Here is a 24,845-nt window from a genome sequence, read left to right as displayed (position 1 = left end):
GCCTCTTCGGTGACCTCACTGACGGTCGGCTGCCGCCTGTGGCGCGGGCGTGTGGCGCACCGTCGAATCAGCCTGCCCAGCCGTGACGGGTTCGGTGCGTGCCATGGCGAACTCCAACGCGGGCTCCCCTTCTCGTACGGGTTGCACCAGCCCGGTCCGCTGGAAGCCGTGACGGGCGTAGAGGCGCTCCGCAGGGTCGTTGCCCTGCGCCACCCAGAGTTCCACCCGGGGGAAGCCCTGATCGCTCGTCCACCGCAACGCCTCCAACACCAGGTGGTCACCCACCCGGCGCCCGCGTGCGTCGGGGCGAACCCACATCGACACCAGCTCGGCGAGACCCGGCCCGACGGGGACGATGCCGATCAGCCCGCACACCTCGGCACCGTCCTGCGCAACGAACTGGTTGCGCCGGGTGAGGCGTTCGCGCCATCTGTCGTCCGTGAACGCCTGCTCTTGCTTCAGGGTGGAACCGAACGCCTCAGGGGCATCCGCCAAAGCCGCCAGGCGAACTGCGCGGTAGAGGGCCCAGTCTTCGGCTGACAGTGGCCGCACGGAGATCGTCGTCATGGGCGAGACCCTGACGCCGGCCGCCGTCGCGCGCAAGGGGTTTTCGTGACGGCGCGGCGCCGGTCAGCCTGGTGCATCAGTGCATCAGTGCATCAGTGCATCAGTGCGTCGGTCAGTCGCTCAGTTCGCGGGCCGGTTGTCGCTGCCAGTCGTCGATAGCCCGTTGCTGTGGGTCAGCGCTTCCGGAGTGCATTGAGGAAGCCGTCGACCGTGGCGGCCTGGGTTTCCGCGGGGAAGCGTTGCGGGTCGAAGAGGGCCTGGATCACCAGACCGTGGATGAACGCGACCACCGTTGTGGCGAGTTGGTCGAGATCGGTGGTGGCCGGGAGTTCGTCCAGCGCGCGGGCGGCTTCCAGGTGGGGGCGGACCGTGGCGCGGATGCGGACGTAGCGGTCGGCCTGGTCGGCGTGCAGGCCCTGGTCGGCGAGGGCCAGGTCCCAGGAGCTGACCCAGATCCGATTGCGTGCGGTGTTCTCCTGGCCGATCGGCAGGAAGTCCAACAGGACGGCGCGGAGCGCGGCGAGGCCCTCGTGGGGGCGGGCGCGGCGCGGGCGTTCCGCGCTGCTCTTCTCCAGGAGTTCGAGGGCGTGTACGACCAGGGCTCGTTTGGTCGGGAAGTAGTGCATCAGCAGTCCGGTGGAGACGTCCATCTCGGCCGCCACGGCGCGCAGGGTCAGGCCGCCGAACCCCTTGGCGGCCAGTATTCGCCATACCGCCTGGGAGACGTGCTCGCGGCGGGATTCGTGATCGACGGGCGCGGGAGGCATGGGATTAGAGTACGTACCGAACGCTTGTTACGCACCCCTGGATGCAGACGGAGGACCACATGTTCGCCTTGCCGCTCGATGACGGCGCCCAGCTACGCCCCTTGGAGCCCTGGCAGGCGCAGGAGTTCCTCGCGCACATGGAGCGCGCGCGGCCGACGGTGGACCCCTGGATTCCGTGGGCGACGCGCAGCACCGACCTGGAGTCCGCGATCGACGTCCTCCAGGGTTACGCGGACGGCCAGGCCAAGGACGGTGCCCGCATCTACGGCATCTGGTTGGAAGGGGTGCTGGTCGGCGGGGTGATGTTCACGCAGTTCGACGCCGCGCTGGGGGTCTGCGAGATCGGCTGCTGGTTGGAATCGGCGGGGGAGGGGCGAGGTCTGGTGCACCGCGCCAGCCGGATACTGATCGACTGGGCCTTCCGGGTGCGCGGGATGAGCCGCGTGGAGTGGCGGACGACGCCTGCCAACAAGCGCAGCGTCGCGGCGGCACGCCGGCTCGGTATGAGCCGGGACGGGGTGCTGCGTCAGCAGTTCCCGTACCAGGGCGTCCGGCACGATACGGAGATCTGGTCCGTGCTGGCGGAGGAGTGGAACGGGTGAGTGGGGCGGGCCGGCGCCCTGGAGTGGGCGCGCCGGCCCGGGTGTCACATCGGACGCAGCCAGGCGGTGGTGTCCGGGGGCAGCGTGCCGCCGGTCAGCGGTGCGCTGGCGAGGAGGACGTCGTGCTGGGCGGGTAGCGATATATGACGAGGCGTCAGATTTGTCCAGCAGGTGAGGGTGCCGGGTCCGTGGAAGGCGAGAACGCCTTCGGGGGCGGGCAGCCATCGGAGACCGGAACGGGTGGCGGTCGGGCCGCTGGTCGCCGCGCGGCGCAGGCGTAGCGCCGAGCGGTACAGGTTGAGCGTCGAATCGGGTGTCGACTGCTGTGCCGCCACCGTGAGGGCCGCCCATGCGGGCGGTTGCGGGAGCCAGGGGTCCGAGCCGTCGGGGCCGAAGCCGAACGGCGGGGTGGTGCCGGACCAGGGCATCGGGACGCGGCAGCCGTCGCGGCCCGGGTCGGTCCCGCCGGACCGCAGGTGCATCGGGTCGCGCAGCCGGTCGGCCGGCAGGTCCTCCACCTCGTGGAGGCCCAGTTCCTCGCCCTGGTAGAGGTACACCGAACCGGGCAGGGCCAGGGTGAACAGCGCGGCGGCCCGGGCCCGTCGGGTGCCGAGGGCCCGGTCGGTGGGCACGCCGTGGGCCTTGCGGGCGAAGTCGAAGGAGGTGTCGGCGCGGCCGTAGCGGGTGACGGTGCGGGTCACGTCGTGGTTGCACAGCACCCAGGTCGGCGGCGCGTCGACCGTCGCGTGGCCGGCCAGGGTCGCGTCGATGCAGGCGCGGATCCGGTCCGCGTCCCAGGGGCTGCGCAGGAAGTCGAAGGTGAAGGCGGTGTGCAGCTCGTCCGGGCGCAGGTAGCGGGCGAGCCGGGCGGGGTCGCGGAGCCACATCTCGCCCACCAGGACGCGGGCGTCGGGGTACGCGTCGGCGATCCGGCGCCAGGCGCGGTAGATGTCGTGCAGGTCCTCCCGGTCGACGTACGGGTGCGGGCCCTCGCCGGGCAGGTCGGGCAGCGCGGGGTCCTTGGCGAGGAGGGTCGCCGAGTCCACCCGGATGCCGGCCACGCCCCGGTCGAACCAGAAGCGCAGGACGGACTCGTACTCGGCGCGTACCCGGGGGTCGGCCCAGTTGAGGTCCGGCTGTTCGGGGGCGAAGAGGTGCAGGTACCACTCGCCCGGTGTGCCGTCGGGCTCGACGACGCGCGTCCAGGCCGGTCCGCCGAACTCGGAGGGCCAGTTGTTGGGCGGCAGGTCACCGGCCGGGCCGCGGCCGGGACGGAAGTGGAACCGGGCGCGCTCCGGGCTCCCCGGCGGGGCGGCGAGCGCGGCCCGGAACCACGGGTGGGCCTCCGAGACGTGGTTGGGCACGACGTCCACGAGGGTGCGCAGGCCGCGCCGCCGCGCCTCGGCGATCAGCTCCTCGGCGTCGGCGAGGGTGCCGAACACCGGGTCGACGCCGCGCGGGTCCGCCACGTCGTAGCCGCCGTCGGCCATGGGGGAGGGGTACCACGGGGTGATCCACAGCGCGTCGACGCCGAGCGTCACCAGGTGGTCCAGGCGCTGCCGCAGCCCGGCGAGGTCGCCCACGCCGTCCCCGTCGCCGTCCGCGTAACTGCGGGGATACACCTGGTAGATGACCGCGTCGCGCCACCAGTCGGGTGCGCGGTGGGGTGGTTCGGTCGGTCGCACGGTGGCCGGTTGCCTTTCGTGGGTCATCGGCGGCGGAGCCGGATGGTGACGGGGCGGTGGTCGGAGGCGGTGGGCCGGGCGTCGGGCGGTGCCGGGCGGGGATCCAGGGCCCGGTAGGCCACCAGGTCGGGGACGAGCGACGGGGCGAGCAGGAACAGGTCGATGCGGCGCTCCGCCTCCCCGGGGAGGAACTGCCCGTACGTAGGCGACCGGTCGCCCAGGTGGGCGCCGGCGTCGACGAGCAGCGGATCGGTGGGGGCGCCGAGCAGGCGCCGCAGCGGCGTCCGGTCGGCGCGGTCCTCGTCGGGGAGCAGGTGGTCGTCCCGGCGGTGGCGGGCCACCCGGGACCAGTCGGGTTCGGGGTCGCCGGGCGGGACGCAGTTGGCGTCCATGGCGAGCACGAGCGGCGGCAGGGCGGGGTCCGCGTGCTGGCGCAGATGGTCCGCCTCGATGCGTCGGCCCGGGGGGCTGAACGGGTCGAGGTGGGCGACCAGGAACCGCAGCGGTGTGGTCCAGCCCGGCAGCCGCAGGGTGACCAGGCCGTGGCCGTGCCAGTGGGCCAGCTCGGGGGCGAGGCGCTGCACGGCCACCCGCTCGACGTCGGGCTGCCAGAACACGGCGAGGTGACAGCCGGTCTTCGCGGTGAACAACTCGCCGGCCATCCCGAAGGCGGCCTTGGCGTCCTCGAAGAGCGCCCCACCGTCGCGGTGCCAACCCCAGCCCTCGGTCGTCAGCAGCACCCGCGGCCGGTGGGCGGCGATCAGCTCGCACTGGGCGTGCCACCGGTCGTGGCGGCCCTGGAGGCGCTCGATGCCGGTCTCGTACAGGTTCCAGAACATCACCAGGTCGGTGTCGTCCGGGGCGTCGTCCGGGGCGGTCGGTGGGGTGCTCACTTGATGCCGACCACCATGGATTCGGGCCCGTCCAGGTGCTCGACGTAGGTGTCCTTGAAGCCCGTCCGGCGCAGCCACGCGCGGCACTGCGCACCGGTGTAGTCGAATCCGCCGGGCACCTCGGCGTGCATGATCAGGCTGAGGATCAGGCCGACGGCGTTACTGCGGCGCTCGTCGTCGATCAGGGTCTCGTAGACCACGACGGCCCCGCCGGGCGCCAGCGCCTCGTACGCCTTCGCCAGCAGCCGGAGCTTCTCCTCCTCGCCCCAGTTGTGCAGGACATGGCCGAAGACGACGACGTCGGCCGGGGGCAGCGGGTCGTGGAAGAAGTCACCGGGCCGGAACTCGACGCGGTCGGCGACGCCCAGCCGCGCCGTGTACTCCTCGAAGCCCGCGCGGGCGACCGGCAGGTCGAAGCCGACGGCGGTCAGGTGCGGGTGGCTCCGCAGCAGCCAGCCGGGCAGGGCGCCCTCCGCGCAGCCGACGTCGACGAGGGTGCGGTAGCGGTCCCAGGGGAACCGCTCGGCGAGGGCCCGGGCCGATCCGATGCTCAGGGCGGTCATGTCCCGCTGGAACGCGCGGACCGAGTCCGGCGTGGCGTAGGTGCCGGAGTAGAAGTCCCGCCCGTCGCGGCGGGCCTGGGCCGCCTGCCCGGTGCGCAGCACGGCCACCAGGTCGTCGGCGAGGCCGGTGCCCCGGGACAGGAAGCTGTCGCCGAGGTAGGTGGCGGGCTTGCCGGCGTCGAGGTACTCCTGTGCCTCGGGCGTGTTGGCGTACCCGTCGCCGGAGCGCTCCAGCAGGCCGAGCGCCACGAGGGCGTCGAGGAAGTCCGCGGCGGGTCGCCGGTGCAGACCCGTGCGGTTGCACAGTTCCGCCGCGGGCAGCGGTCGCTCGGCGAGTTCGGTGCACACGCCCAGCTCGACGGCGCTCAGCATGATCTTGGTCTTCCAGTGCGCCCACAACAGGTCGGTGACGGGCTGCGGCGAGATCACGAGTGGAACTCCCTTGGTACGGAGGGGTGGTGGAAGGGGCGGTACGGGCCGGTCACCGCCGGTCGGCGAGTGCGACGGGGGCGTGCCGGAGCGGGGCGAAGGAGGCCGTACAGGCGTCGGAGAACGGCGCCTGCGCGAACAACCCGACCCGGACGTCCGCGCCGGCGGTGCCGAAGAACGTCCGGACGAACCGCCAGTCCCCGCCCTCGTGTTCGCGGTGGAACACGGCGTGCCGCCGGCCCTCCCGGGTGAGGAGGAGCTCGGCGCCCGGGCCGGCGAGGGCGGGGCCCGCCGCCTCGTCGGACACCGGGCGGGAGACGACGGTGACGACCGCCCACCCGCCGGCGCGGGTGCGCTCCACGCACGCCTTGAACCAGCCGTCCCCGTCGTGGACGACGATGCCGCCGGCGTCCCCGAACTCCCGCCCGTCGACGGTGACCCGGGTCCACAGGGTGTGGTCGCCCGTGACGCGGCGGCTCAACCGCGGGATCCCGGACGCCTCGTACGCGCCCGGCATGCGGAACAGGTCGGCGCCGCGCGGGGCACGGACGCGCAGTTCCGAGGCGTGGCGCACGGGGGTGGTGCCGGGGCCGTCGAAGCGCCAGCCCGGGTCGTCGAAGCCGATCGCCCGCGTCCCCGGCGGGTCGGCCGGGCCGGAGGACGCCGTCACGGTGCGCTCATCCCACCGTCCACGCTGATCGCCTGGCCGGTGACCCTGGGCGCCGACGCCAGGTAGCGCACCAGGCCGGCGATGTCCTCGGGCGTCTGGAACGCGCGCTGCGGGATCATGCCGCGCATCCGCTCCCAGCACTCGTCCTCGGTCTCACCGGGCCGGACGAACTCCGACAGCAGGTAGCGCCACATGTTGGAGCGCACGATGCCGGGGCAGACCGCGTTGACCCGGATGTTCTCCTTCGCGACCTCCTGGGCGAGGGCCGCGGTGAAACCGACGACACCGAACTTCGCCGCGCAGTAGTGCGCGACCTTCGCGAAGCCCGAACGGCCCGACACGGAAGAGAAGTTGATGATCGAACCGCCTCCGGAGGCGCGCAGCAGCGGCAGCGCCGCCCGCGAGGAGAGGAACACCCCGTCCAGATTGCCGGAGACGACGTGCCGGAACTCGCTCAGCTCCATCTTCTCGACGGGGCTGACGTGGGTCACCCCGAAGGCGTTCACGACGGTGTCGAGGCGGCCCGGACCGTCGGCGATGCCCTCGTAGAGGCGGCGGACCGCGTCCTCGTCGGTGGCGTCCGCGGCGGCGGCCGTCACCGACAGACCCTCGACGGCGAGCCGGTCGGCCAGCTCGCGCGCTTCGGCGTAGCCGGTGACGGCGGTCGAGCGGTAGTGGTTGTACGCGGAGGGCAGCCGGTCGGTGTCGGCGACGACGACATGGGCCCCGCGCCGGGCGAAGCCCTCGACGACGGCGGCCCCGATGCCGCGACCGCCGCCGACGACGAGGGCCACCTTGCCGGCGAACTGCTCGGCCGGATCCGTCGTTCCGGCCGGTGTCACGTCTGACGTCATGCGGAGTCTCCCGTCGTGGCGGCACCCACGGGGGCGGGTGCGAGGGTGTAGGTCAGTGGGGGCAGGACGAGGGCGTCCAACAGCCGGGGGAAGGCCCGGTAGTCGGCGAGTTTGCGGTGCGGTGCGGCGACGATGCGGCGCAGCGCCGGGTCGTCCCGGCCGGTGCGGGCGGCCAGCGCGTCCAGGGCGGCCGTCACGGTGTCGTCGCGACGCTCGAAGAACGCCCGGAACAGCCGGGTGGCCGCCGCGGTCCGCTCCGCCGGGTCGCCACCGGTGCGCGGCGCGACGCGGAGCGCCGCCGGCAGGGTCCGGTCGTGGAAGGCGTCCGCGGGGGCCGCGGGGGCCGGGGGGCCGGCGAGCGCGCGCAGGAACGCCGCGTCGGTGTAGGGCGCCGGGCACCGCACGGACGCCTCGGCGAAGTCACGGGTGAGGACCTTCGCCACCAGGGCGTCCTCGTCGACCCGGCCGAGCGGTCCGACCCGCCCCATGTCGAAGGTGCCGGCCGTGTCGAGCGTGGTGGGCACCAGGTTCCGGGCGGGGAGCAGCTCGACGGCCGGGCCGACGTCGGCGGCCAGCACCGGCACACCGTGCGCGAGGGCCTCGACGACGACGCGGCCCAGGGTCTCCCGCGACGCCGTGCTGGGGAACAACAGGACGTCGACGGCATCGAAGAACTCCGCGAGGCGGGCCTGCGGCCAGACACCCTCGATACGGACCGAACCGTCGGCCACCCCGGCCGCCCGGAGCCCCGCGCGCACCGCTTCGGCCTCCCAGCGGGGGGCGTTGGGCTTGCCCGCGCACACCAGGTCCACCCGCCCGCCGGTCTCCCGGTGGCAGCGGGCGAAGACCGACAGGACCTGGTCGAAGTTCTTCGCCAGGGACAGCGCGCCGAGGTAGCCGAGACGCAGGCGCCGCCCGGGTGGCGGCACGGGGCGGGGCGCGCGCCGCGGCATCCGGTCGAGCATCGGGTAGGCGACGGCCGATCCCCCCTCGGTGACGGCGGGGAAGTTCCGCAGGAAGAGCTCGCGGGTGTACGCGGTGGGGAAGAGCGCCAGGTCCCCCGGGCGCACCAAGGGCGCGCACAGCTCCTCCTGGGCCCAGTAGCCGGACCAGAGCGCGGTGTGCACCTCCCGGACGATCCGGAAGTCGCCGCCGGTCCGCTCCCGCCAGTGGTGGTACAGGAAGGCGTACGGCCCCGAGCCCGCGTACACCGTCTCCCCGGCGCCCACGCCGGTGACGCAGTCGGGTCCGCGGGTCAGGTCGTGCCAGGTGACGGCGCCTCGGCGGGTGAGCAGCTCGGACATCTCGCGGTGCATCAGGATCGCGCCGTCGACGATGCCGTCGGAGTCCGCCGCGCGGTAGTCATGCGTGTGCAGGCGCACGGCCGGCCTCCCGGCTCTTCAGCAGGGCCGCCAGGCGCTCCCGCAGCGCGGTCGGGGTCATGCCGTGCAGCGGCAGTTGGCGGGCGTGCACCTGGTTGGCGATGTCGCGACGTACCCCGTGCACCTCGACCGGCAGCAGGTACTCTGCGCGCAGCCACTCGCCGAAGCCGCCCCGCGCACCGTTGTACTCGACGCTCAACAGGCGCCGGCAGCCCCGCAGTACGGCCAGGTCGGCGGGGGCGAGGCGCGGGGCGAGCGCCGCGCAGTGCAGGTGCGGGACGCCGAGGTCCCGGTTGGCCTGGTCGACCAGGACGCTCGCGTACCCGAAGGTCACCACCGCCGCCTCGGTCCCGGCACCGCCGGGCGGGGTGAGCCACACCGCGCCGTCGATGTCGGCCGAGCAGTCGCGGGACGGCGGGTCGAACCGCGCGTCGACCATGCTGACGACGTGCGCGGTGGTCGGGTCCCGGTCGAGCCGGTCCAGGCATGCGGCGAACTCGCCGGCGGTGACCGGCTCGTGGACCCGGGTGTGGAGCAGCAGGCCGAGCAGGTTGGTGGCGTTGTGCGCACCGCCCCAGGCACCCCAGCTGCGTCCGGCGAGGACGAGCAGGTTCCGCACGCTGGTGGTCGCCTCGGTGAGCATGCTCAGCGAGTCCATGTAGTACATCGCGTCGGTGGCCACCACCTTGAGGGTGTCCGCCGGCAGCGACAGGGTCATGCCGACGGTCAGCGTCTCGGCCAACCCGGTGTTGGTGTACGGAACGCGGCCGCGCAGCCCGAACCGGGCGGCCATGTCGGGGGTGAACACGGCCAGATCGCGCCCGGTGCGTTCCTGATGGGCGGCGAGCATGTGCCCGGCCGTCGCCGCGAACGTCGGACGGGCGGGGGTGGCGGTCGCGGCGCCGGCCGGCTTGAAGCTGTGATCGCCCTTGTGGGTGCGGCACACCAGCGCCGCGGACCCGGGGGCGGCCAGCAGCGCGCCGAGCGCCTCCGCCACGGCGTGCTCGTCACGGCCATCGGCCTCCACGACCCGGCCCAGGTAGGCGCCGAGGTAACCGGTGTTCACCGGCTTGGCCAGCGGCTCGATGCCCTTGGCGTTGGCGTCGACGACGAGCACGAGATTGGTCAGGCCCATGTCGTGGGCGAACCGCAGCGCCTCGAAGGCGACGCCCTCGTGCAGTTCACCGTCCCCGGCGAGGCACACCACCCTGCGGTCCTCGCCGCGCCGGGCCAGGTCCCAGGCCAGGCTGACTGCCTGGGCCACGCCGACGCCGAGGCTGTAGCGCATGGTGTTGCGGAAGCCGAGAGCGCGGTGGACGACCCCGGTGAGCCCGCCTTGGTGGAGGGTGGCCAGCGGGGTGAACGGCAGGGTGCCGCGCACGTAGTGCTCGGCGTAGAAGGCGGGGGCTATATGGCCGCGGCCCACGATGAGTTCGGCCGGTCCGCCCCCGCCGTCCGCCCCGCCGTCGTCGACGAGGCTCAGTGCGAAGCAGGCGCGTACCAGTGGCAGCGACGACAGGTTGCTCTGGTGGTTGCCCGAGCCGGCGATCTCGTGCATGCGCAGCAGGACGTCGGCGCTGTCGGTGTACAGCCGCTCCGGGACCTGCGCGGCGAGCTTGCGCAGGCCCTCCAGGAGGGAGCCGCCGCCCTGGTCGCCGCGCTCCAACTCCGCCAACTCCCGCTCGACCACGGCCGTTTCGTCCGGGGTGAGCCGGGGCAGCGCCGCGCGGGCCGGCCCGGCGAAGCGGTCCCGCAGCGCGTTCACCGGTGGTACCCGCAGACCTCGTCGAGGGCCTCGCCGAGGGTGTGCAGGATCTCGTCGACCTCGGCGGGCGTGGTGACGAAGGCGGGCGCCAGCACCACCCAGTCGTCCTGACCGCGCAGGATCAGGCCGCGTCGCAGACAGGCCGCGGCCACCCGCTCGCCGAGGTCCGCCACCCCGCCGGCGAGCTTGACGCCGTACAGCAGGCCGACGGCGCGTACCGTGCCGCGCTCGCCGACGACGCCGCGCAGCCGGGGCTCAAGGTACCCGGACAGTTTGCGGATCCGGTCGGGGTAGCCGCCCTCGCGGAAGTGGGTGACGGCGGCCAGCCCGGCGGCGGAGGCCAGCGGGTTGGCGGCGTAGGTGTGCGAGGGCGCGAACGACGTCGGCCCGCCGGACTCGCCGAGGACCGCCGCGAGGTGTTCGGCCATGAGGACGGCGGCCAGCGGCGCGTAGCCGCCCGAGATGCCCTTGCCGACGCACAGGATGTCCGGGGTGACGCCGAAGGTCTGGGCGGCGAAGGGCGCTCCGGTGCGACCGAAGCCGGTGACGATCTCGTCGAACACCAGCAGGACGCCGTGGCGGTCGCACACCTCGCGGACGCGGGTGAGGTAGTCGGCCGAGGGGATCGCCATACCGCGCAGGTGGATGACGGGTTCCATGACGAGCGCCGCGACCGAGTCGGGTCCCTCGGCCTCGATGGTCCGCTCGATCATGGCGGCGGCCAGCTCGCCGGACCGCTCCCGCGGCACGTCCCAGAACTCCTCCAGGCAGTCCGGCGGCCACACGTGCACGACGCCGGGGAGGCCGGGCCCGAACCGGGTGACGTCGGGCCGCCCGGTGAGGGAGAGGGAACCGAAGGTGGCGCCGTGGTAGCCGTGGTAGTAGCTGAGGATCTTCACCTTGCCGGGGTTGCCGTGACTGCGGTGGTACAGCCGGGCCAGCCGGACCGCCGCCTCCACGCTCTCGGAACCCCCGTTGACGAGCTTCGCGGCGGTGATGCCGGGCGGCGCGAGGTCGACGAGCGCCCGGGCCAGCTCCAGGGCGGCGCGGTTGGTGCCGTGTAGCGGCGGATTGAAGGGCAGGGTGCGCAGCTGGTCGGTGACGGCCCTGACGATCGGCTCGCAGTCGTATCCGAAGCAGGTGACGAAGACGCCGGAGAGGGCGTCAAGGTAGCTGCGGCCCGCCGCGTCGGACAGGCGGACGCCCTTGCCGGACTCGAAGAGGAGGGACTGGTCCGAGTGCGGTACCTCGAAGCAGAACGCGGAGAGGTCCGTCGGCCAGGCGGACGGCGGCGTCGGGTCGGCGGTGGTCATGGGCAGCTCCTCGCTGGCGAGTGGATCGGACGGCGGGCGGGGGAGGGCGCTCGGGACGGCGGGCGGGCCGGGGCGGAGCAAGGGACGGGCAAGGACGGGGACGGAGCAGGGGACGGGCAGGGGAGGGGGCAACGCGGTGGGGAGGCGGGGACCGGAGTGGGCAGGGGCGGCGGTGGCGGCGGGGCCGGCCGGGGTCAGGGGCCGTCGGCGCCGGTGAGCAGGCGATGGACGGTGCGGCGCCGTGCGGGCGACAGCAGTGCGAAGTAGTCGAGCCACTGCGCGGCGAGGATGCCGCGGTCGAGGATGTCCTTGGCGATGTCGACGATCACCGGCAGCGAGTGCGCCAGGAGCAGCGGCATCAGGCGTTCCGCATCGCCGGGACCGAGCAGCCCCCGCCGCCGCCCGGCGGCCAGGAAGTCGGCCACGACCCGGCGGGCCCCGGCGAGGTCGTCGCCGCAGGCGTGCACCGCGGTGTCGGCGAGCCAGGCCAGGTCCAGCAGCCGGTCGTGCACGTGCAGGTTGTCGAAGTCCAGCACGGCCACGACCCGCGCCGGGGCCTGCGGGGCCAGCAGGAAGTGCTGGAGGTGCAGGTCACCGTGGACGACCGCCGGGCGCGCCGCGGACCCGGACGCCCCGCCGGCCGGGTCACGGCGCAACAGCGGTGCGACGGCGGCCAGTTCGCGCAGGACGGTGGCGGCGGCGCGGTGCCAGCGGTCGTGGCCGGCCGCCGCCTTCGGTAGCAGCCGCCGCTCGGCGTCGTCGAGGGCCGCCGGCCAGTGCTCCTCCTCGACCAGCCGCGGCAGATGGACGGTGGCGAGCTCCTCGGCGGTTCCCGGCGGCAGACCGTCGAGCGCCTGCCGCAGGTCCAGGCCGGTGCGGACGATCGCGGCGGCGTGTGCCCGGCTGCCGGTGCTGACCGTGCCGTCGCTGCGGGGGCTCAGCTCACAGACGACGCCGTCGTGCCGGGCACCGGGGCTACCGTCCGCGGTCGGCACCACCGGGAGGACGGGGACCCCTTGGTGGCGGCAGTGGGTGAGGATGCGCTCCTTGAGCGGGGCGAACCGCTCGGCGCGCACGGCCTCGGCAGTGAGCTGCACCTTCAGGACGTGGTCGGCCCCGGGGCCCGTGACGTGCCAGAGCCCCGCCGTGTGCGTGAGGGGTTCGGCACCGCCGACGGTCAGCGGAGCCAGTGCGCCGGCACCCCACCGGGCGCCCCAGTGGACGGTGAGGACGTGACGTATCCAACCCTCGGTTCCTGCGGGGGCGGTGACGGTCATCGACTCTCCTCTCTCGCTCCTCGGCCCTCCCGGGGGAGCACGGTCAGTCGACGTCGTAGAACTCTTTGCCGTCGAGGTAGCGAACGGTGGCGAGGTCGCGCAGTACGACATCGAGCACGTCGTGGCGCAATTCGACGAGCAGGGGGTACGTCAGGTCGTCGACGGTCGGTACGATCCGGTCGCCGGGTCGACGGAATTCCCGCACACCGTGGTAACTCTCCAGTTTCTTGAGCGCGTCGAGGCCCTGATATCCCCGCAAGGTCCCCTCGACCGGAGAGATCATCGGCGCGCCGGCGATGAACTGCTGGACCTCGTAACGTTCCGGGCAGCGCGCGAAGAACCGCTCCGGATCGGTATAGGCGTCCACCGTCCAGTTCAACTGCGATTCCCCGATGCCCATCCGCGCGTAATGGTCGGTGTACCCGCCTCCCATCCGCGCGCCGATCTCGATCAGACACGGACCGGTCGGGGTCAGCTTGACGTCGATGTGGGCCGGGCCGTGGCGGATGTCCATCGCGTCCAGGACCTGCTCGCAATAGGCGACGACCCGGTCGATCTTCTCGCCCTCGTGCGGCAACAGGACCAGACCGTCACAGAGGTCGAGGACCCCGTTCGCGGTGATCTGGGTCGCGGTCCAGATGTCGCACACATGGTGCTTCCCGTCCCGGCTGACGGTGTTGATCGCGTATTCGGTGCCGACGAGGTATTCCTGCGCCAGCACCGCGTCATTGGGCATCGAGAAGATGTTCTCCGTGCCGGCCAACGCTTCGTACGCACGCACCGCCTGCTCGGGGGTGTCGCAGTAGTGCACGCCCTGACTGCCCGCGCTGCTCAGCGGCTTCACCACGATCCGGCAGCCCAATTCCCGGTGCCAGTCGGCCAGTTCCCCGGCGTCCTTGACCAGCAACTGCTGTGCGCCGCGCAGTCCGGCCGCTTTGATCGTCTCGATCATCACGTACTTGTCGCGCCGGGCCGGACTCTTGTCCGTCCCGTTCGTCAGCAGCCCCATCTTCTCGCTCAGCAGATCCGCGAAGGGGACACCGAACTCGCTGTCCGGAAGGACCGCGACCGGCTGGTAAGCGGAAAGCCGCTCGATGGTGCGGTCGAGGTCGCCGTCATGAATGACCTCGCCGACATAGCCGGTGGGCACGACCTTCTCGTACATCTTCGGGCGCACGGGAGCGCTCTGCACGTGGACGGACGCGTATCCGGCCTTCTCGAACTCGGAGACCAGGCCGCCGGAGAGGCCGGCGGGGCTCGCGTCGACGATCGCGACGTAACCTTTTCGCATTCTTCTCGCCTTTACTGATCGCACGCACTCTGAACGGACAGCGCCTTCACCGCGGTGGCACCGGGTCGCTGGCCGGCAACAGCCTCCGCACTTCGTGCAGGTCCGACGCGACATAGTCGGCCGACGCATGGTCGAGATGGCGCGTGAGCCGGATCGGGACCGCAACGACGGTGCAGCCGGTGGCGGCGGCCATCCCCGTCAACGAATCCTCCACGGCCAGGCATCGCGCCGCGGGCACACCCAATTCCGCGGCCGCCACCATGTACGCCATCGGATCGGGCTTCTTCCTGGCCACGTCATCGCCCGACACGACCACCGAGAAATGCCGCTCGACCGCGAAGTGCCGAAGCCAGCGGGTGACCCATTCCCGGTCGGACGACGACGCGACGGCCAACGGTCGCCCGGAAGACCGGAGTTCATCGAGCAGGACGTCCGCTCCCGGCAGCAACGTGACGTACTCCGGAGTGAAGAAACGGTCCCACTGGACGGCGAGCCGGGCCCGCAACTCCGCATCGGTCAACGGGACCGCCGCCCGCTGCCGAAGGACCTCGAAAAGAGCCGGGTATCCGCCTACGTGACCACACACCTCACGCGCCCAGAAGTCGGGGCTGAACTCGGCACCGAATTCCTCGAAGAGCGCCGAACAGGCCAGGAATTCCGGCCGCACCGAATCGATGAGCGTCCCGTCGAGGTCGAACACCACGGCGTCGAAGTCGATTGAGCAATCCATGTGTCCCCATCCCTCACCGGCACAGCCGGAAAGCCCTTGCGGCGCGGTGCCACGTCGGCCCCGCGGCCGATACGGGACGGGTGCGCAACGCCTCAGCCGAGCGCCCGCACCACGCGCGCCGGGTTACCCACGGCGACCACCTCGTCCGGCAGGTCCCGCGTCACGACGCTGCCGGCCCCGACCACCGTGTTGGCGCCGATCGTGACGCCCGGCAGGACGATCACCCCGCCGCCGAGCCAGGCACCGTCCTTGACCCGGATGGGTTGCGCGCTCTCCCACATACCGTGCCGCAGCTCGGCGGAGTGCGGATGATTGGCGGTGTAGAGCTGACAGCGGGGACCCATCCGGACGTCGGCGCCAATGGTGATCGGCGCGCAGTCGAGAAGAACGGCATCGAAGTTGATCCGCGACCGTTCGCCGATCTCGATGAAGAACCCGAATTCACAGAGGAATCTGGGCACCACCCGGACGCCCTGCGCAACGGATCCCAACAGCTCCGGAAGGAGCACATCCCTTCCCCGTTGGTCCCCGAGCGCCGTGGCGTTGAAGTCGTCCAGCAGTCTTTCGCACCGCTTGCGGTACGGCCGTAACAAGGGGTCGTTGGCCAGATAGGGCTCGCCACTCGCCATTCGGCTTTTGAGCTCGTCGAGTTCCACCGTCCACACTCCCCCTCAATGGCCAGGATGCGGTAGGAGCGGAATCCGGGTGATCGGGGGCCGGACAGGCCGGCCCCCGATCGAACTACCCGGACGCTCAGCGCTGGTAGTGAACCTTGATGGAGCGACCCTCGACCGGCTTGGCAGCGAGTGCAATCTTCTTCATCACGCTCTCCTTTCGGATGGTGAGCCCGTTTGGCTCGCTGCACAGTCAACCCGCGCAGTGACGTCGGCGGCATCCGTCGGACGACCGGTCCGGAACGGCCGGTGCTCATCGGGTGGGCCATCCGCCGGCGCCCTCCGACGCGGTGACGTAACCACCGCATCGGTAAGACGACTTGACTACGCAACGCGACCGGGAATTCCTCGGCGCCGCCAGCCCGCGTGGGAAGCCACGTCACTCTACTGATGCGCCGGGCAATCCCTTGTGGCGACGGGTGGGGGCGCCCACCCGAGCCCGTCACCTATCGGACGCGTCGGACCGGTCGCCCGACGGATGCCGCCGCCCGCGCCGCACCGGTTCACTGGGCGTCGAGCCAAATGGGCTCGCCAACAGAGAGGAGTGCGTGATGAAGAAGATGGATCTCGCTGCCAAGCCGGTCGAGGGTCGCTCCATCAAGGTTCACTACCAGCGCTGAAGCATCACGAGATAACCGATCGGGGGCCGGGCACACCGGCCCCCGATCCTCAAGGAGAAGCCATGCTGTTGCGGCGCGCACACAACCTCGTCTGCTATTGGCGCGACGGGTCCTTCGTCATCCAGAACTACCTCGGTGGCACACCGATCTCGCTCGCCCCGATGGCCGCCGACATCCTCGCTGCGTTCACCGACTGGACGACCGAGGACGACGCCCTGACGGCATTCCCGGAATACGACCCGGACTCCTGCCGCGCGGCCGTGCGGGAACTGCACACCTTCGGTTTCCTCGTCTCCGAAGGCGAGAGCGAGCGCGACGCACTGCTGGCCGCGCACTGGGAGACCTGGTCGCCGGAGGCCACCGCGCTGCACTTCTCCAGCAAGGACGCCGACTACACGGAATCACCTGAGGTCAACGCCGATTTCCGGGCCGGAAAGCGTCCCGCTCTGTTCAAGAACTACCCGACCGCGGACCGGATCCTGCTTCCCCGCGGCCCCCTCGACGCGGACGCCGACTTCGTCCGGACCCTTTACCAGCGTCGCACCCACCGGAGTTTCGCGCAGGTGGATCTGCCGCTGCCGCTGCTGTCCGGATTGCTGGCGATGGTGTTCGGCCCCAGCGAATTCCTCGACGGTCAGGACTTCGGGGCCCTGATGAAACGCACCAGTGCGGCGGGTGGTGCCCGCCACGAACTGGAGGCGTACGTCGGGATTTTCGCCGTCGACGGGGTTACTCCGGGGCTCTACCACTACAACTGCCTCGAACACTCGCTGGAACTGCTGGACGGCGTATTCACCCGCGAACAGGCGGCACACCTGTGCTTCGACCAGTCCGGGGTCGGTGACGCCGCGCTGGTGGTGTTCGTGACCGCCGTGGTCGAGCGCATGAGCAGCAAGTACCGGGCGCCCCGCGCCTATCGAGTGATGTTGCTGAACGCCGGTCACCTCGGGCAGACCTTCGCCCTCACCGCCACCGCGTTGGGCCTGGGGCCGTTCCAGACCGCGGCCTTCCGCGACAGTGAGGTGGAGGACGCCCTCGGCGTGGACGGCATCCGCGAAACCGCCCTCTACGTCCTGGCCGCCGGGATGCCGGACGACCAGTCGGACGCCGGCTACACCGCCGGACTCGACGCCTTCCGGCAGGCGGTGCTGTACCCGCGGCACGACCAGGACGGCTGAGCGGATCCGCAGACCGCGTCGGGACGCGAGGACGACCGCAGCCCGACGCGGCCGGTACCGGCCGCCGGTCGGCCGCGCCCGCTCAGGTGCGGACGGTCGACGGCTGCTCCGCCCCCTCCGGCCGCACCGCCCGCAGTTGGTGCCGGGACGTGATGCCGAGCTTGGGGAACACCTTGTACAGGTGGTGCCCCACGGTTCGCGGACTGAGGAACAACCGCGCCGCGATGGCGCTGTTGCTCATCCCCTGGGCAGCGAGGCGCACGATCTCCAGTTCCCGGGGGGTGAGCCGGTGTGGTGCGTCGCCGGGACCCGCAGCCGGTTCCTCGACCTGCTCACCGGCGGCCCGCAGTTCGCACAGCGCAATGTCCGCCCAGGGCGTCGCGCCGGCTGCCTGGAACGACTTCAGCGCCTGGTGGAGGTGGTCCCGGGCGGGCTTGATGCGGCGGGCCCGGCGCAGCCACTCCCCGTAGAGCAGGTGGGTCCGCCCGGCTTCGAAGGCTGAGGGGGCATCGGCCGCCAGGGCCGCGGCGAACAGGGAGTCCGCCGCGTCGTGGGCGGCGAGCAGTGCCCGACACCGCCGCCATGTGGTGTGCAGGGCGGGCACGTTCGCGGGCGCGGCACAGCGTTCCCACTGCTCCAGGGCCGAACGGGCGAGCTCCGGCTGCCCGGCGCGCACGTACGCTTCGACGAGGTCGGGCAGCACGAGCCAGCTCATCATGAAGTGTTCCCCCTGGGCGCCGGGCGTGGTGACCTCGCGCAACAGCCGGGCGGCGCCGGACGCCTTGCCCTCGGCCAGGGCGTTCAGGCCCAGCGACCAGTACGTGAGCGCCGCGGTGGACGCGAGGCCCTGCGGCACGGCGAAGTCGAGGACCTGCTCGGCCAGTTCGCGGCACCGGTCACCCTCGCCGCGGGCGGCCGCGATCCAGGCGAGCACGGCGCGCAGGTCAGCGGCGGCGGCGCGTTGCCCGGTCTCGTCGGCGGGCGGGAGCGCTTCGGTCGCGAGCGCGGTCGCGGCGGTCCACTGGCCGGTGATGAGCTGGAGCGAGACGAGGGGGAGGACCGACAGCGGAAGGGCCCCCAGCGCACCGTTCTTGCGCAGCGTGGCGACCGCCCGCTGGAGGGCGTCCAGGGCGGATTCGGTGTCGCCCGTCAGGTGCGGCAGAAAGGCCGGCGGCCACATCCACGGCCGGGCGTCGGCCGTGCAGTACCAGAGTGGGGCACGGTCGGCGGTGGCACGAGGGCGGTACGCCGGGGAATCGCCGCGGGGCGCCGCGTCGCACGACAGACCACCCAAGTACGCGAGCTGCGCCCGGAAGTGGTCCGGAACCCAGCCTGTCGAGGACCGGGTCCGCTCCAGGAGCGCGGCGATGCGTCCCAGTTCCTGCGGACGGTTCGCCACCCACGCCGAGCGGGCCGCCAACACCAACATCTCCTCGGCCAGCCCCGCGTCACCCTCAAGGACGAGGCGGGCGCCGTCCAGGAGCGTGCGGCAGGCGAGCCCGGGGTTGCCGCCGGCGTGGATGACGGTGCCGCGCACCCGGGCCGACCGGGCGCGTAGCGCGGGCTCGGAGACCAGGGTCTCGGCCTCGTCGAGCAGGGGCAGGGCGTGCGCGGGATCGGAGGCTTCCCAGGCACATGCGGCGGCGTCGATGAGCCAACGTGCCCGCGCCCGGGGCGTGGTGGCGAACGCGGCGGCCCGGCGTAACGCCCGACCGGCGGTGATCACGCCGCCCGCGCGCCGGGAACGGTCCGCGCAGAGTGCCAGCAGATCGGCCACCGTGTCGTCCGCGCCCATGGTGGCGGCCGCCAGGTGCCACACCCGACGCTCGTCGTCCGCGGCCAAGCTGCGGGCCAGTGCATGGTGCGCGGCATGGCGGGTGCGGACCGGAGCGGCTTGGTAGAGGGCGGAGCGGACCAGTGGGTGGCGGAAGCGCACGCGCTGCTCGTCCAGGTCGATCAGCCCGGCCGCCGCGGCGGCATACAGGTCGGCGGTCGCCGCATCCCGGTCATCGCTGGCGTCGAGGATCGCCGTGAGATCCCCGTCGCGCTCGATCGCCGCCAGCAGCAGGGCATCGCTGTGCCGGTCGGACAACCGGGCCGTACGGTCCAAGTAGATCTGCTGCAAACGGGAGTTGAGAGGGAGGTGTTCGGGGAGCGGAGCGCTGCCCCGCAACTGTTCGGCGGTGAGCGCGGCGGGCAGTTCGCACAGCGCGAGCGGATTGCCTTCGGCCTCGCGCAACAGGCGTTGACGCACCGCGCGGACCGCCTCCGACGCCGTACGGGCCAGCAGCTTCTCGGCGGCGTCGGGGGGCAGCGGCCCCAAGGCGAACTCGGGCAGGCCCGGGGCGTCGAAGCGACCGCAGCCGTCCCGGGCGGCGAAGATCATCACCAGGCGCTCCGCCTCGATCCGCCGGGCGATGAAGGCCAACGCGTCGGCGGACGCCGGGTCCAGCCAGTGCGCGTCGTCCACGAGCACCGCCACCGGTGCCTCCTCGCAGGCGTCGGACAGCAAGGTCAGCCCGGCCAGCGAAACGAGGAAGCGGTCGACGGGGGCCGAGCCCAGCCCGAACGCCGCGCGGATCGCCTCGGCCTGCGGATCCGGGAGCCGATCCAGCCGCGGCAGGAGCGGACGCAGCACCTGGTGCAGGCCCGCGCAGCACAGCTCGACCTCGCTCTCCACGCCGACGACACGCAGCACCCGTACGTCAGGAGGGACGGTGTGCGCCAAATCGTCCAACAGCGCGCTCTTGCCGCTACCGGCCGGGCCGCGCAGCACGACCGAGCCGCTGCGCCCCTGCCGTGTGCCGCGGACCAGATCGGCCAGTCGCCGCTGTTCCCGCTCCCGCCCCAAGATCATGAGATCGGTGTCCCTTCGTCATGACGTCAGTCGCGTGACGGATGCTTCGTCCCCGCACGTGTCGGATGACTTCTGTCACTTGACCATGACGGGACAGCGGTGGTCCACGTTCTCCAACTTAAGTATGTCCGGGCAGGTCATGTGTCAGATAAGGGTCAATACCGCGGGCCGGTTTGGACCTTCCGCTCGTACGGTGCGTCACGACCGAAGAGTCACATGAGAGACATCGGCCACCGGCCACCGGCCATCGATGAACGGTCATTGCTCATTGGCCATCGCTCATCGCTCATGCTCATCGCCGTCGTGCGTGACCGGCCCGCCGAACGCGTCGCCCCGGTCGGTGTTCGTGCGCGCGCCCGGGCGATCGGCTCACGGAGCGAGCGGGTCTGGGCGCAGTACCAGGGCGAGGAGTCCGGGGAACCGGGCGTCGAACTCCTCGCGGCGCAGGCGGTTGACCCGCCGCGGCCCCGCGTCGCGCTGCTCGACGAGGCCCGCTTGGCGCAGCACGGAGAAGTGGTGGCTCAGCGCGGCCTTCTGCACCGGAACGTCGAAGCTGCCGCATGCGCGGGTCCAGTCGGCGCTGCCGGCGAGTTCGCGGACCAGTTGCAGTCGGACCGGGTCGGCCAGTGCGGCCAGTGCGGTCGGGAGCGGGACGTCGTCGGGGTGGGTGTGTGTGGGGGCGGCCCGGTGGCCGGTGGTGTGCGTGGTGTGGTCCGCCATGTCATGCCCCCTTGCCTGGTGTTCGATGAGGATCATACACTCCGAGTGTTCGAAACTCGTTGAACACTTGATTCGGTGAGGTGCATCCGTATGCGTGCGGTCCGGTTTGAGCGGTATGGCGACCCGGAGGTCCTTTCGGTCGTGGAAACCGAGGCGCCCGAGCCCGGCCCCGGACAGGTGAGCATCGACGTCGCCTTCGCCGGGGTGAACTTCGCCGACGTCAAAGCGCGGGCCGAGGGCTACCGCGTCCCCGCGCTGCCGTTCGTACCGGGACTGGACGTCTCCGGCCGGATCCGCGCGGTGGGCGAGGGGGTGACGGCGTTCCGCATCGGTCAGGAGGTGGCCGCGCTGATGCCCCACGGGGCGTACGCCGAAGTCGCCGTCGCCGACAGCGCGACCGTGTTCTCCGTACCGGACGGCCTCGACCTGCGCACCGCCGCCACCCTGCCCACCGTCCTCCCCACGGCCCATGCGCTGCTGCACGAAGTCGGGCGGCTGGGGAAGGGGGAGAGCGTGCTCGTCCAGGGGGCGGCCGGCGGCATCGGCACGGTCGTCGGCCAGTTGGCGAAGGCCGCCGGAGCGGGCGCGGTCTACGGCGTCGTCTCCCGTCCCGAAAAGGCCGACCACGCCCGCACCTACGGCTACGACGCGGTCTTCAGCACCGACGACTTCCCGGAAGAGGTGCGCCGGGCGACCGGCGGCCGGGGCGTCGACCTCGCGCTCGACCCGGTCGGTGGCGACACCTTCCGCCGCAGCCTGGACTCGCTGGCGGCCTTCGGTCGACTGGTCTCCTTCGGCAACGCCTCCGCGGCCGACCCCTGGCAGGTCGGCCAGCCCGAGCTCGTCCCGCTGGGCCTCTCCGTCGCCGTCCTCTCCGTCCTCTCCCTGGCACAAACCTCCCCCGACGCGCTGCGGGACCTGGCCCGACGCGCTTTCCGCACGGTCGCCGACGGCACCGTGGAACTCCCCGTCACCGCCGAATTCGCCCTCGCCGACGCCGCCGAGGCCCACCGACTCCTCGGCAGCCGGACCAGCACCGGCAAACTGCTGCTCCGCGTGGGGGCCTAGCTATTCGCGCAGCGCCCGGCGATGGTCGTCGTTGCGGAGGGTGGCCAGGGCGAGGGCTCCCAGGGAGCAGGTGGCGATGACGTAGTAGGCGGGGACGTCGGGATCGTGGGTGCGGCGGATGAGTTCGGTGACGAGGAGGCCGGCGCAGCCGGAGAAGACCGCGTTGGCCAGGGCGTAGGCCACGCCGAGGCCGGTGGTGCGGACCGGCGTGCGGAACATCTCGGGTGGCCAGCAGTGACCGCCCCGGGCTCGTTCCCACGGTGTTCTGGAGGTAGGAGGGCAGGACCACGAGGAACGTGTAGCCGGCCGCCGACCAGGCCATGAGGCGTCCGCATCCGAGGACGACCGCCCGTGCCGTGCTCCGCAGGGGTGCCGGGGGCGTGGGCGGGATGCCTGCGGAGGCCGCGGAGTTGGGCCTGGTGCGGTGCCTGGTGCGGTGGAACGCCGGGGATTCCGCCAGGCCCAGTCGTAGCCGCAGGGCGACCGCGCCCATCGGCAGTGCCGCCAGGAACGGCAGTCGCCACCCCCACACCGCGACCTGTGCCTCCGACAGCACGGCGGTCACCAGGGTTGCCGCGGCGGCTCCCCCGAGCAGGCCGAGTGCGACGGTGAAGGACTGCCACGCGCCGTACCGCCCCCGCTTCCCCGCGGGCGCACACTCCGTCATCAGGGAGACCGCACCGCCGAACTCCCCGCCCGCCGACAGGCCCTGGACGATCCGCAGCGCCGTCAGCAACCAGGGGGCGGCCGCGCCCGCCGTGGCATACGTGGGCAGCACCCCGATCAGCGTCGTCGCGCAGGTCATGGTCGTCACCGCGGCGATCAGTACCGGCCGGCGCCCGAAGCGGTCGCCCGCCCGGCCGAGGAGGAGCGCGCCCAGCGGCCGGAAGAAGAAGGCCAGCGCGAAGGTCGCGTACGTCCTGACCAGGGCCTCTGCGGCTCCGCCGCCGTGGGGCGTGAAGAAGTTGGCGGCGACGACGGTGGCGAAGTAGGCGTAGACACCGAACTCGTACCACTCGATGAAGTTGCCGACCGCGCCCGCGGCGACGGCCCGGGCCCCGGGGGCCGTCCGGCCCGCCGCCCGGTGCGGCTCGTTTGTGGAGGTCGTCATGACAGGCAGCCTTCCCGCCGACCGGGTCCGCCGTGCCGGGGCGCGTCCGTGGAAGGACCGGATCGCTGATCGACGGGTCGCGTGCCACTCGAGCGCCCCGTCGCGGGGCGTCGCGCCGCGGCCCCGTCGGGTGTCTCATGAGCGAATGACGGTGTCCTCGCGTGACGTCGAGAAGTTGGCCGGCGCGATCGTCCGGAGATCGGGCCGTGGTCCGACGCTGGTCTCGCTGGAGGGGCCGGCCGGGGCCGGGAAGACGACCCTCGCCGCCGCGCTGGTCGACCGCCTCGGCGGGCACGGCCCGGCCGCGGTGGTGCACGGGGACGACTTCTTCCGCCCCCTGCCGTGGGCCGAGCGGGTGTCCATGAGCCCCCGGCAGGGCTATCGGCGCCTGTTCGAATGGCAGCGGTTGCGCGACCAGGTGCTGGTCCCGCTGAGCGCCGGTCGCGCCGCGTCCTACGAGCGGTACGACCGGGTCACCAACGGCCGGCGGCAGGACGCACCGGGGCGGGTCGCCCCCACCGGCACGGTCATCGTCGAGGGGGTGCTCACCGCCCGCCCGGAACTCGCCCACTTCTACCGGCTGATCGTCTTCGTCGACACCCCCGGTGACGTGTGTCTGCGCCGCCTGTACGCACGGGGTGCCGATGCGCAGCGGCTGGCCTGGCTCAGGACCTGGCGGGCGGTGGAACGGCACTACTTCACCAGCACCGGCCTTCGGAGCCGTGCCCACGTCACCCTCGTGGCGGGGAGGGGAGAGGTGACGTAGCGCCAGGGAAGCGGCGGGCGGGGGACTCGCCGGGGGTCAGGTGTCGGGGCCGCCCGTGAGGAAGCGCAGCGGGTTGCGGCGGGTCATCCGGTCGATGAGGTCGTGCGGGACGCCGGCGGCCCGCAGCCGGGGCAGGAAGGTCCGGAACAGGTGGCCGTATCCCGTGCCCCCGTGGGCGGACAGGTACGTGTGGCGGGAGACGTCGCAGGAGAGCAGGACGCGATCGGCGTGCCCGGCCTCCAACAGCGCGAGGACGAGCCGCAGTCGGACGTCGTCGTCCTGGTAGTGGTTCTTGCCGATGGTGTCGAAGGAGACGTAGGCCCCCTCGGCGGCCAGGCGGCGATGGGTGGCGGGCTCGTCCAGCAGGTCCTGGTGTCCGAGGGCGATGCGGTGCGGCGCCAGCCCCTGGCCGGTGAGCAGGCGGAGCTGGGCGAGGCCGCCGCGGCCGAGGTGGGCGTGGGTGGCCACCGACAGTCCGGTGGTGACGGCGGCCCGGGCCGCGGCGGTGAGCGTGCGCCGTTCCGCCGGGCTGGGCCGGTCGCCGCCGGTGCCGACCTCCCCGATGAGCCCGGGACGGATCCGCGTCGGTCCGATGCCCTCCTCGATCTCCCGCCGCAACACCTCGACCAGGGAGCTGGTGTCGCCGTCGCGCACCTCCACGGGATGGAACGCCTCGTGGTACCAGCCGGTGGCCGTCACGACCGCGACGCCACAGGCGGTGGAGATCCCGGCGAGCGCGGCCACGTCGCGCCCCATGCCGCGGCAGGTCTGTTCGACGACCAGGGACAAGCCGAACTCGCCGTGCAACAGGGCGAGTTCGTGTGCGATCGCGTCGGCGTGTCGGGCGTGGAGGGTGTGGTTGTGGACCCCCGGACGATCCAGGTCGAGCCGTAGGTGCTCGTGGGGCAGTACCGGGCCGCGCAGGGCGGAGGTGTCGAGCGGACCGGTGACGGTGCGGACCGTGGTCACGGGAGCCATGGGCCTTGCTTTAGCACGTCGGTGGGCACCGGGTGGCGCCCCGGACGCCCTCCGGCCCGCTCGTGGCGTGCCGGAGGGCGTCGGC

General features: G+C 72.4%; 21 protein-coding genes and 1 pseudogene. 4 read left to right on the top strand and 18 right to left on the bottom strand.

The genetic code is table 11. The features are described 5' to 3' along the window. Nucleotides 1-15: 15 nt before the first annotated feature. Both ACO0M4_RS31855 and ACO0M4_RS31850 read right to left on the bottom strand, forming a co-directional pair. The gene (locus tag ACO0M4_RS31855; RefSeq protein ID WP_430374545.1) at nt 16-567 is read right to left on the bottom strand and encodes a GNAT family N-acetyltransferase; all 552 of its coding nucleotides are present in this window, start codon (nt 565-567) and stop codon (nt 16-18) included. 173 nt (nt 568-740) lie between these two features. Continuing rightward, nucleotides 741-1,334, bottom strand: coding sequence for a TetR/AcrR family transcriptional regulator (locus ACO0M4_RS31850; protein WP_430374544.1), 594 nt, complete (start codon nt 1,332-1,334; stop codon nt 741-743). Nucleotides 1,335-1,375: 41 nt separating this feature from the next. On the opposite strand from ACO0M4_RS31850, the gene ACO0M4_RS31845 reads away from it, so the two are divergent. Then, a complete protein-coding gene (locus ACO0M4_RS31845; protein WP_390018932.1) occupies nt 1,376-1,936 on the top strand; it encodes a GNAT family N-acetyltransferase in 561 nt (186 codons plus the stop codon). A 44-nt stretch (nt 1,937-1,980) separates the two neighbouring features. On the opposite strand, the gene ACO0M4_RS31840 is transcribed toward ACO0M4_RS31845, so the two are convergent. From ACO0M4_RS31840 to ACO0M4_RS31785, 12 genes are all read right to left on the bottom strand, one after another. Then, nucleotides 1,981-3,648: a glycoside hydrolase family 13 protein gene (locus ACO0M4_RS31840; protein ID WP_430374543.1), complete on the bottom strand. Its 1,668-nt coding sequence runs from the start codon at nt 3,646-3,648 to the stop codon at nt 1,981-1,983. Beyond that, nucleotides 3,645-4,514 (bottom strand): endonuclease/exonuclease/phosphatase family protein, encoded by an 870-nt coding sequence (locus ACO0M4_RS31835; RefSeq protein ID WP_430374542.1) that lies wholly within the window; start codon nt 4,512-4,514, stop codon nt 3,645-3,647. Before ACO0M4_RS31835 ends, ACO0M4_RS31840 begins: the two co-directional genes overlap by 4 nt. After that, nucleotides 4,511-5,506 (bottom strand): methyltransferase, encoded by a 996-nt coding sequence (locus tag ACO0M4_RS31830; RefSeq protein WP_430374541.1) that lies wholly within the window; start codon nt 5,504-5,506, stop codon nt 4,511-4,513. The genes ACO0M4_RS31835 and ACO0M4_RS31830 overlap by 4 nt, the downstream gene beginning before the upstream one ends. A gap of 52 nt (nt 5,507-5,558) precedes the next feature. Further along, nucleotides 5,559-6,176, bottom strand: a complete 618-nt coding sequence (locus ACO0M4_RS31825) for a DUF1349 domain-containing protein (protein ID WP_430374540.1) — start codon at nt 6,174-6,176, stop codon at nt 5,559-5,561. Beyond that, nucleotides 6,173-7,030, bottom strand: a complete 858-nt coding sequence (locus ACO0M4_RS31820) for an SDR family NAD(P)-dependent oxidoreductase (RefSeq protein ID WP_430374539.1) — start codon at nt 7,028-7,030, stop codon at nt 6,173-6,175. Before ACO0M4_RS31820 ends, ACO0M4_RS31825 begins: the two co-directional genes overlap by 4 nt. Next, complete coding sequence (locus ACO0M4_RS31815; RefSeq protein ID WP_430374538.1) at nt 7,027-8,412, bottom strand: glycosyltransferase; 1,386 nt, start codon at nt 8,410-8,412, stop codon at nt 7,027-7,029. Before ACO0M4_RS31815 ends, ACO0M4_RS31820 begins: the two co-directional genes overlap by 4 nt. Next, nucleotides 8,393-10,177 carry a 1-deoxy-D-xylulose-5-phosphate synthase N-terminal domain-containing protein gene (locus ACO0M4_RS31810; RefSeq protein WP_430374537.1) on the bottom strand — a complete coding sequence of 595 codons (1,785 nt, stop codon included), beginning with the start codon at nt 10,175-10,177 and terminating at the stop codon, nt 8,393-8,395. Before ACO0M4_RS31810 ends, ACO0M4_RS31815 begins: the two co-directional genes overlap by 20 nt. After that, nucleotides 10,174-11,490, bottom strand: coding sequence for an aspartate aminotransferase family protein (locus ACO0M4_RS31805; RefSeq protein WP_430374536.1), 1,317 nt, complete (start codon nt 11,488-11,490; stop codon nt 10,174-10,176). Before ACO0M4_RS31805 ends, ACO0M4_RS31810 begins: the two co-directional genes overlap by 4 nt. A gap of 194 nt (nt 11,491-11,684) precedes the next feature. Then, the gene (locus ACO0M4_RS31800) at nt 11,685-12,767 is read right to left on the bottom strand and encodes a phosphotransferase (protein ID WP_430374535.1); all 1,083 of its coding nucleotides are present in this window, start codon (nt 12,765-12,767) and stop codon (nt 11,685-11,687) included. Between the two features lie 43 nt (nt 12,768-12,810). Further along, nucleotides 12,811-14,058, bottom strand: a complete 1,248-nt coding sequence (locus ACO0M4_RS31795) for an ATP-grasp domain-containing protein (protein ID WP_430374534.1) — start codon at nt 14,056-14,058, stop codon at nt 12,811-12,813. Between the two features lie 46 nt (nt 14,059-14,104). Next, entirely contained in the window at nt 14,105-14,788 is a 684-nt protein-coding gene (locus tag ACO0M4_RS31790; RefSeq protein ID WP_430374533.1) for an HAD family hydrolase, read from the bottom strand. Between the two features lie 92 nt (nt 14,789-14,880). Beyond that, nucleotides 14,881-15,444, bottom strand: a complete 564-nt coding sequence (locus ACO0M4_RS31785; protein WP_430374532.1) for a sugar O-acetyltransferase — start codon at nt 15,442-15,444, stop codon at nt 14,881-14,883. Between the two features lie 700 nt (nt 15,445-16,144). Here ACO0M4_RS31785 and ACO0M4_RS31780 point away from each other — a divergent pair. Next, nucleotides 16,145-17,260 (top strand): SagB/ThcOx family dehydrogenase, encoded by a 1,116-nt coding sequence (locus ACO0M4_RS31780; protein ID WP_430374530.1) that lies wholly within the window; start codon nt 16,145-16,147, stop codon nt 17,258-17,260. Nucleotides 17,261-17,342: 82 nt separating this feature from the next. Here the strand turns inward: ACO0M4_RS31780 and ACO0M4_RS31775 are convergent, their stop codons facing one another. Both ACO0M4_RS31775 and ACO0M4_RS31770 read right to left on the bottom strand, forming a co-directional pair. After that, nucleotides 17,343-20,117, bottom strand: coding sequence for an ATP-binding protein (locus tag ACO0M4_RS31775; RefSeq protein WP_430374529.1), 2,775 nt, complete (start codon nt 20,115-20,117; stop codon nt 17,343-17,345). A gap of 369 nt (nt 20,118-20,486) precedes the next feature. Beyond that, nucleotides 20,487-20,837, bottom strand: a complete 351-nt coding sequence (locus ACO0M4_RS31770) for an ArsR/SmtB family transcription factor (protein WP_430374528.1) — start codon at nt 20,835-20,837, stop codon at nt 20,487-20,489. A gap of 90 nt (nt 20,838-20,927) precedes the next feature. Between ACO0M4_RS31770 and ACO0M4_RS31765 the strand changes: the two genes are divergently transcribed. Beyond that, nucleotides 20,928-21,905 (top strand): quinone oxidoreductase family protein, encoded by a 978-nt coding sequence (locus ACO0M4_RS31765; RefSeq protein ID WP_430374527.1) that lies wholly within the window; start codon nt 20,928-20,930, stop codon nt 21,903-21,905. Here ACO0M4_RS31765 and ACO0M4_RS31760 read toward each other — a convergent pair. After that, nucleotides 21,906-23,016 (bottom strand): annotated as a pseudogene (locus tag ACO0M4_RS31760) (MFS transporter). Between the two features lie 145 nt (nt 23,017-23,161). On the opposite strand from ACO0M4_RS31760, the gene ACO0M4_RS31755 reads away from it, so the two are divergent. After that, a complete protein-coding gene (locus tag ACO0M4_RS31755; RefSeq protein WP_430374526.1) occupies nt 23,162-23,782 on the top strand; it encodes a uridine kinase family protein in 621 nt (206 codons plus the stop codon). A gap of 36 nt (nt 23,783-23,818) precedes the next feature. Here ACO0M4_RS31755 and ACO0M4_RS31750 read toward each other — a convergent pair whose 3' ends face one another. After that, nucleotides 23,819-24,760, bottom strand: coding sequence for a phosphotriesterase family protein (locus ACO0M4_RS31750; RefSeq protein ID WP_430374524.1), 942 nt, complete (start codon nt 24,758-24,760; stop codon nt 23,819-23,821). Between the last annotated feature and the right edge of the window lie 85 nt (nt 24,761-24,845).

This window comes from Streptomyces sp. RGM 3693 (assembly GCF_050471125.1).
In the GTDB taxonomy this organism is placed as follows: Bacteria; Actinomycetota; Actinomycetes; order Streptomycetales; family Streptomycetaceae; genus Streptomyces.
Note: the sequence above shows the minus strand (reverse complement) of the source record. Positions and strands in the feature narration are given on the sequence as shown.

What these genes read in the sequence shown, in the direction of transcription:
- ACO0M4_RS31855 (WP_430374545.1), bottom strand. Translation starts at nt 567, where the DNA reads ATGACGACGATCTCCGTGCGGCCACTGTCAGCCGAAGACTGGGCCCTC.
- ACO0M4_RS31850 (WP_430374544.1), bottom strand. Translation starts at nt 1,334, where the DNA reads ATGCCTCCCGCGCCCGTCGATCACGAATCCCGCCGCGAGCACGTCTCC.
- ACO0M4_RS31845 (WP_390018932.1), top strand. Translation starts at nt 1,376, where the DNA reads ATGCAGACGGAGGACCACATGTTCGCCTTGCCGCTCGATGACGGCGCC.
- ACO0M4_RS31840 (WP_430374543.1), bottom strand. Translation starts at nt 3,648, where the DNA reads ATGACCCACGAAAGGCAACCGGCCACCGTGCGACCGACCGAACCACCC.
- ACO0M4_RS31820 (WP_430374539.1), bottom strand. Translation starts at nt 7,030, where the DNA reads ATGACGTCAGACGTGACACCGGCCGGAACGACGGATCCGGCCGAGCAG.
- ACO0M4_RS31805 (WP_430374536.1), bottom strand. Translation starts at nt 11,490, where the DNA reads ATGACCACCGCCGACCCGACGCCGCCGTCCGCCTGGCCGACGGACCTC.
- ACO0M4_RS31800 (WP_430374535.1), bottom strand. Translation starts at nt 12,767, where the DNA reads ATGACCGTCACCGCCCCCGCAGGAACCGAGGGTTGGATACGTCACGTC.
- ACO0M4_RS31795 (WP_430374534.1), bottom strand. Translation starts at nt 14,058, where the DNA reads ATGCGAAAAGGTTACGTCGCGATCGTCGACGCGAGCCCCGCCGGCCTC.
- ACO0M4_RS31790 (WP_430374533.1), bottom strand. Translation starts at nt 14,788, where the DNA reads ATGGATTGCTCAATCGACTTCGACGCCGTGGTGTTCGACCTCGACGGG.
- ACO0M4_RS31780 (WP_430374530.1), top strand. Translation starts at nt 16,145, where the DNA reads ATGCTGTTGCGGCGCGCACACAACCTCGTCTGCTATTGGCGCGACGGG.
- ACO0M4_RS31775 (WP_430374529.1), bottom strand. Translation starts at nt 20,117, where the DNA reads ATGATCTTGGGGCGGGAGCGGGAACAGCGGCGACTGGCCGATCTGGTC.
- ACO0M4_RS31770 (WP_430374528.1), bottom strand. Translation starts at nt 20,837, where the DNA reads ATGGCGGACCACACCACGCACACCACCGGCCACCGGGCCGCCCCCACA.
- ACO0M4_RS31765 (WP_430374527.1), top strand. Translation starts at nt 20,928, where the DNA reads ATGCGTGCGGTCCGGTTTGAGCGGTATGGCGACCCGGAGGTCCTTTCG.
- ACO0M4_RS31755 (WP_430374526.1), top strand. Translation starts at nt 23,162, where the DNA reads ATGACGGTGTCCTCGCGTGACGTCGAGAAGTTGGCCGGCGCGATCGTC.
- ACO0M4_RS31750 (WP_430374524.1), bottom strand. Translation starts at nt 24,760, where the DNA reads ATGGCTCCCGTGACCACGGTCCGCACCGTCACCGGTCCGCTCGACACC.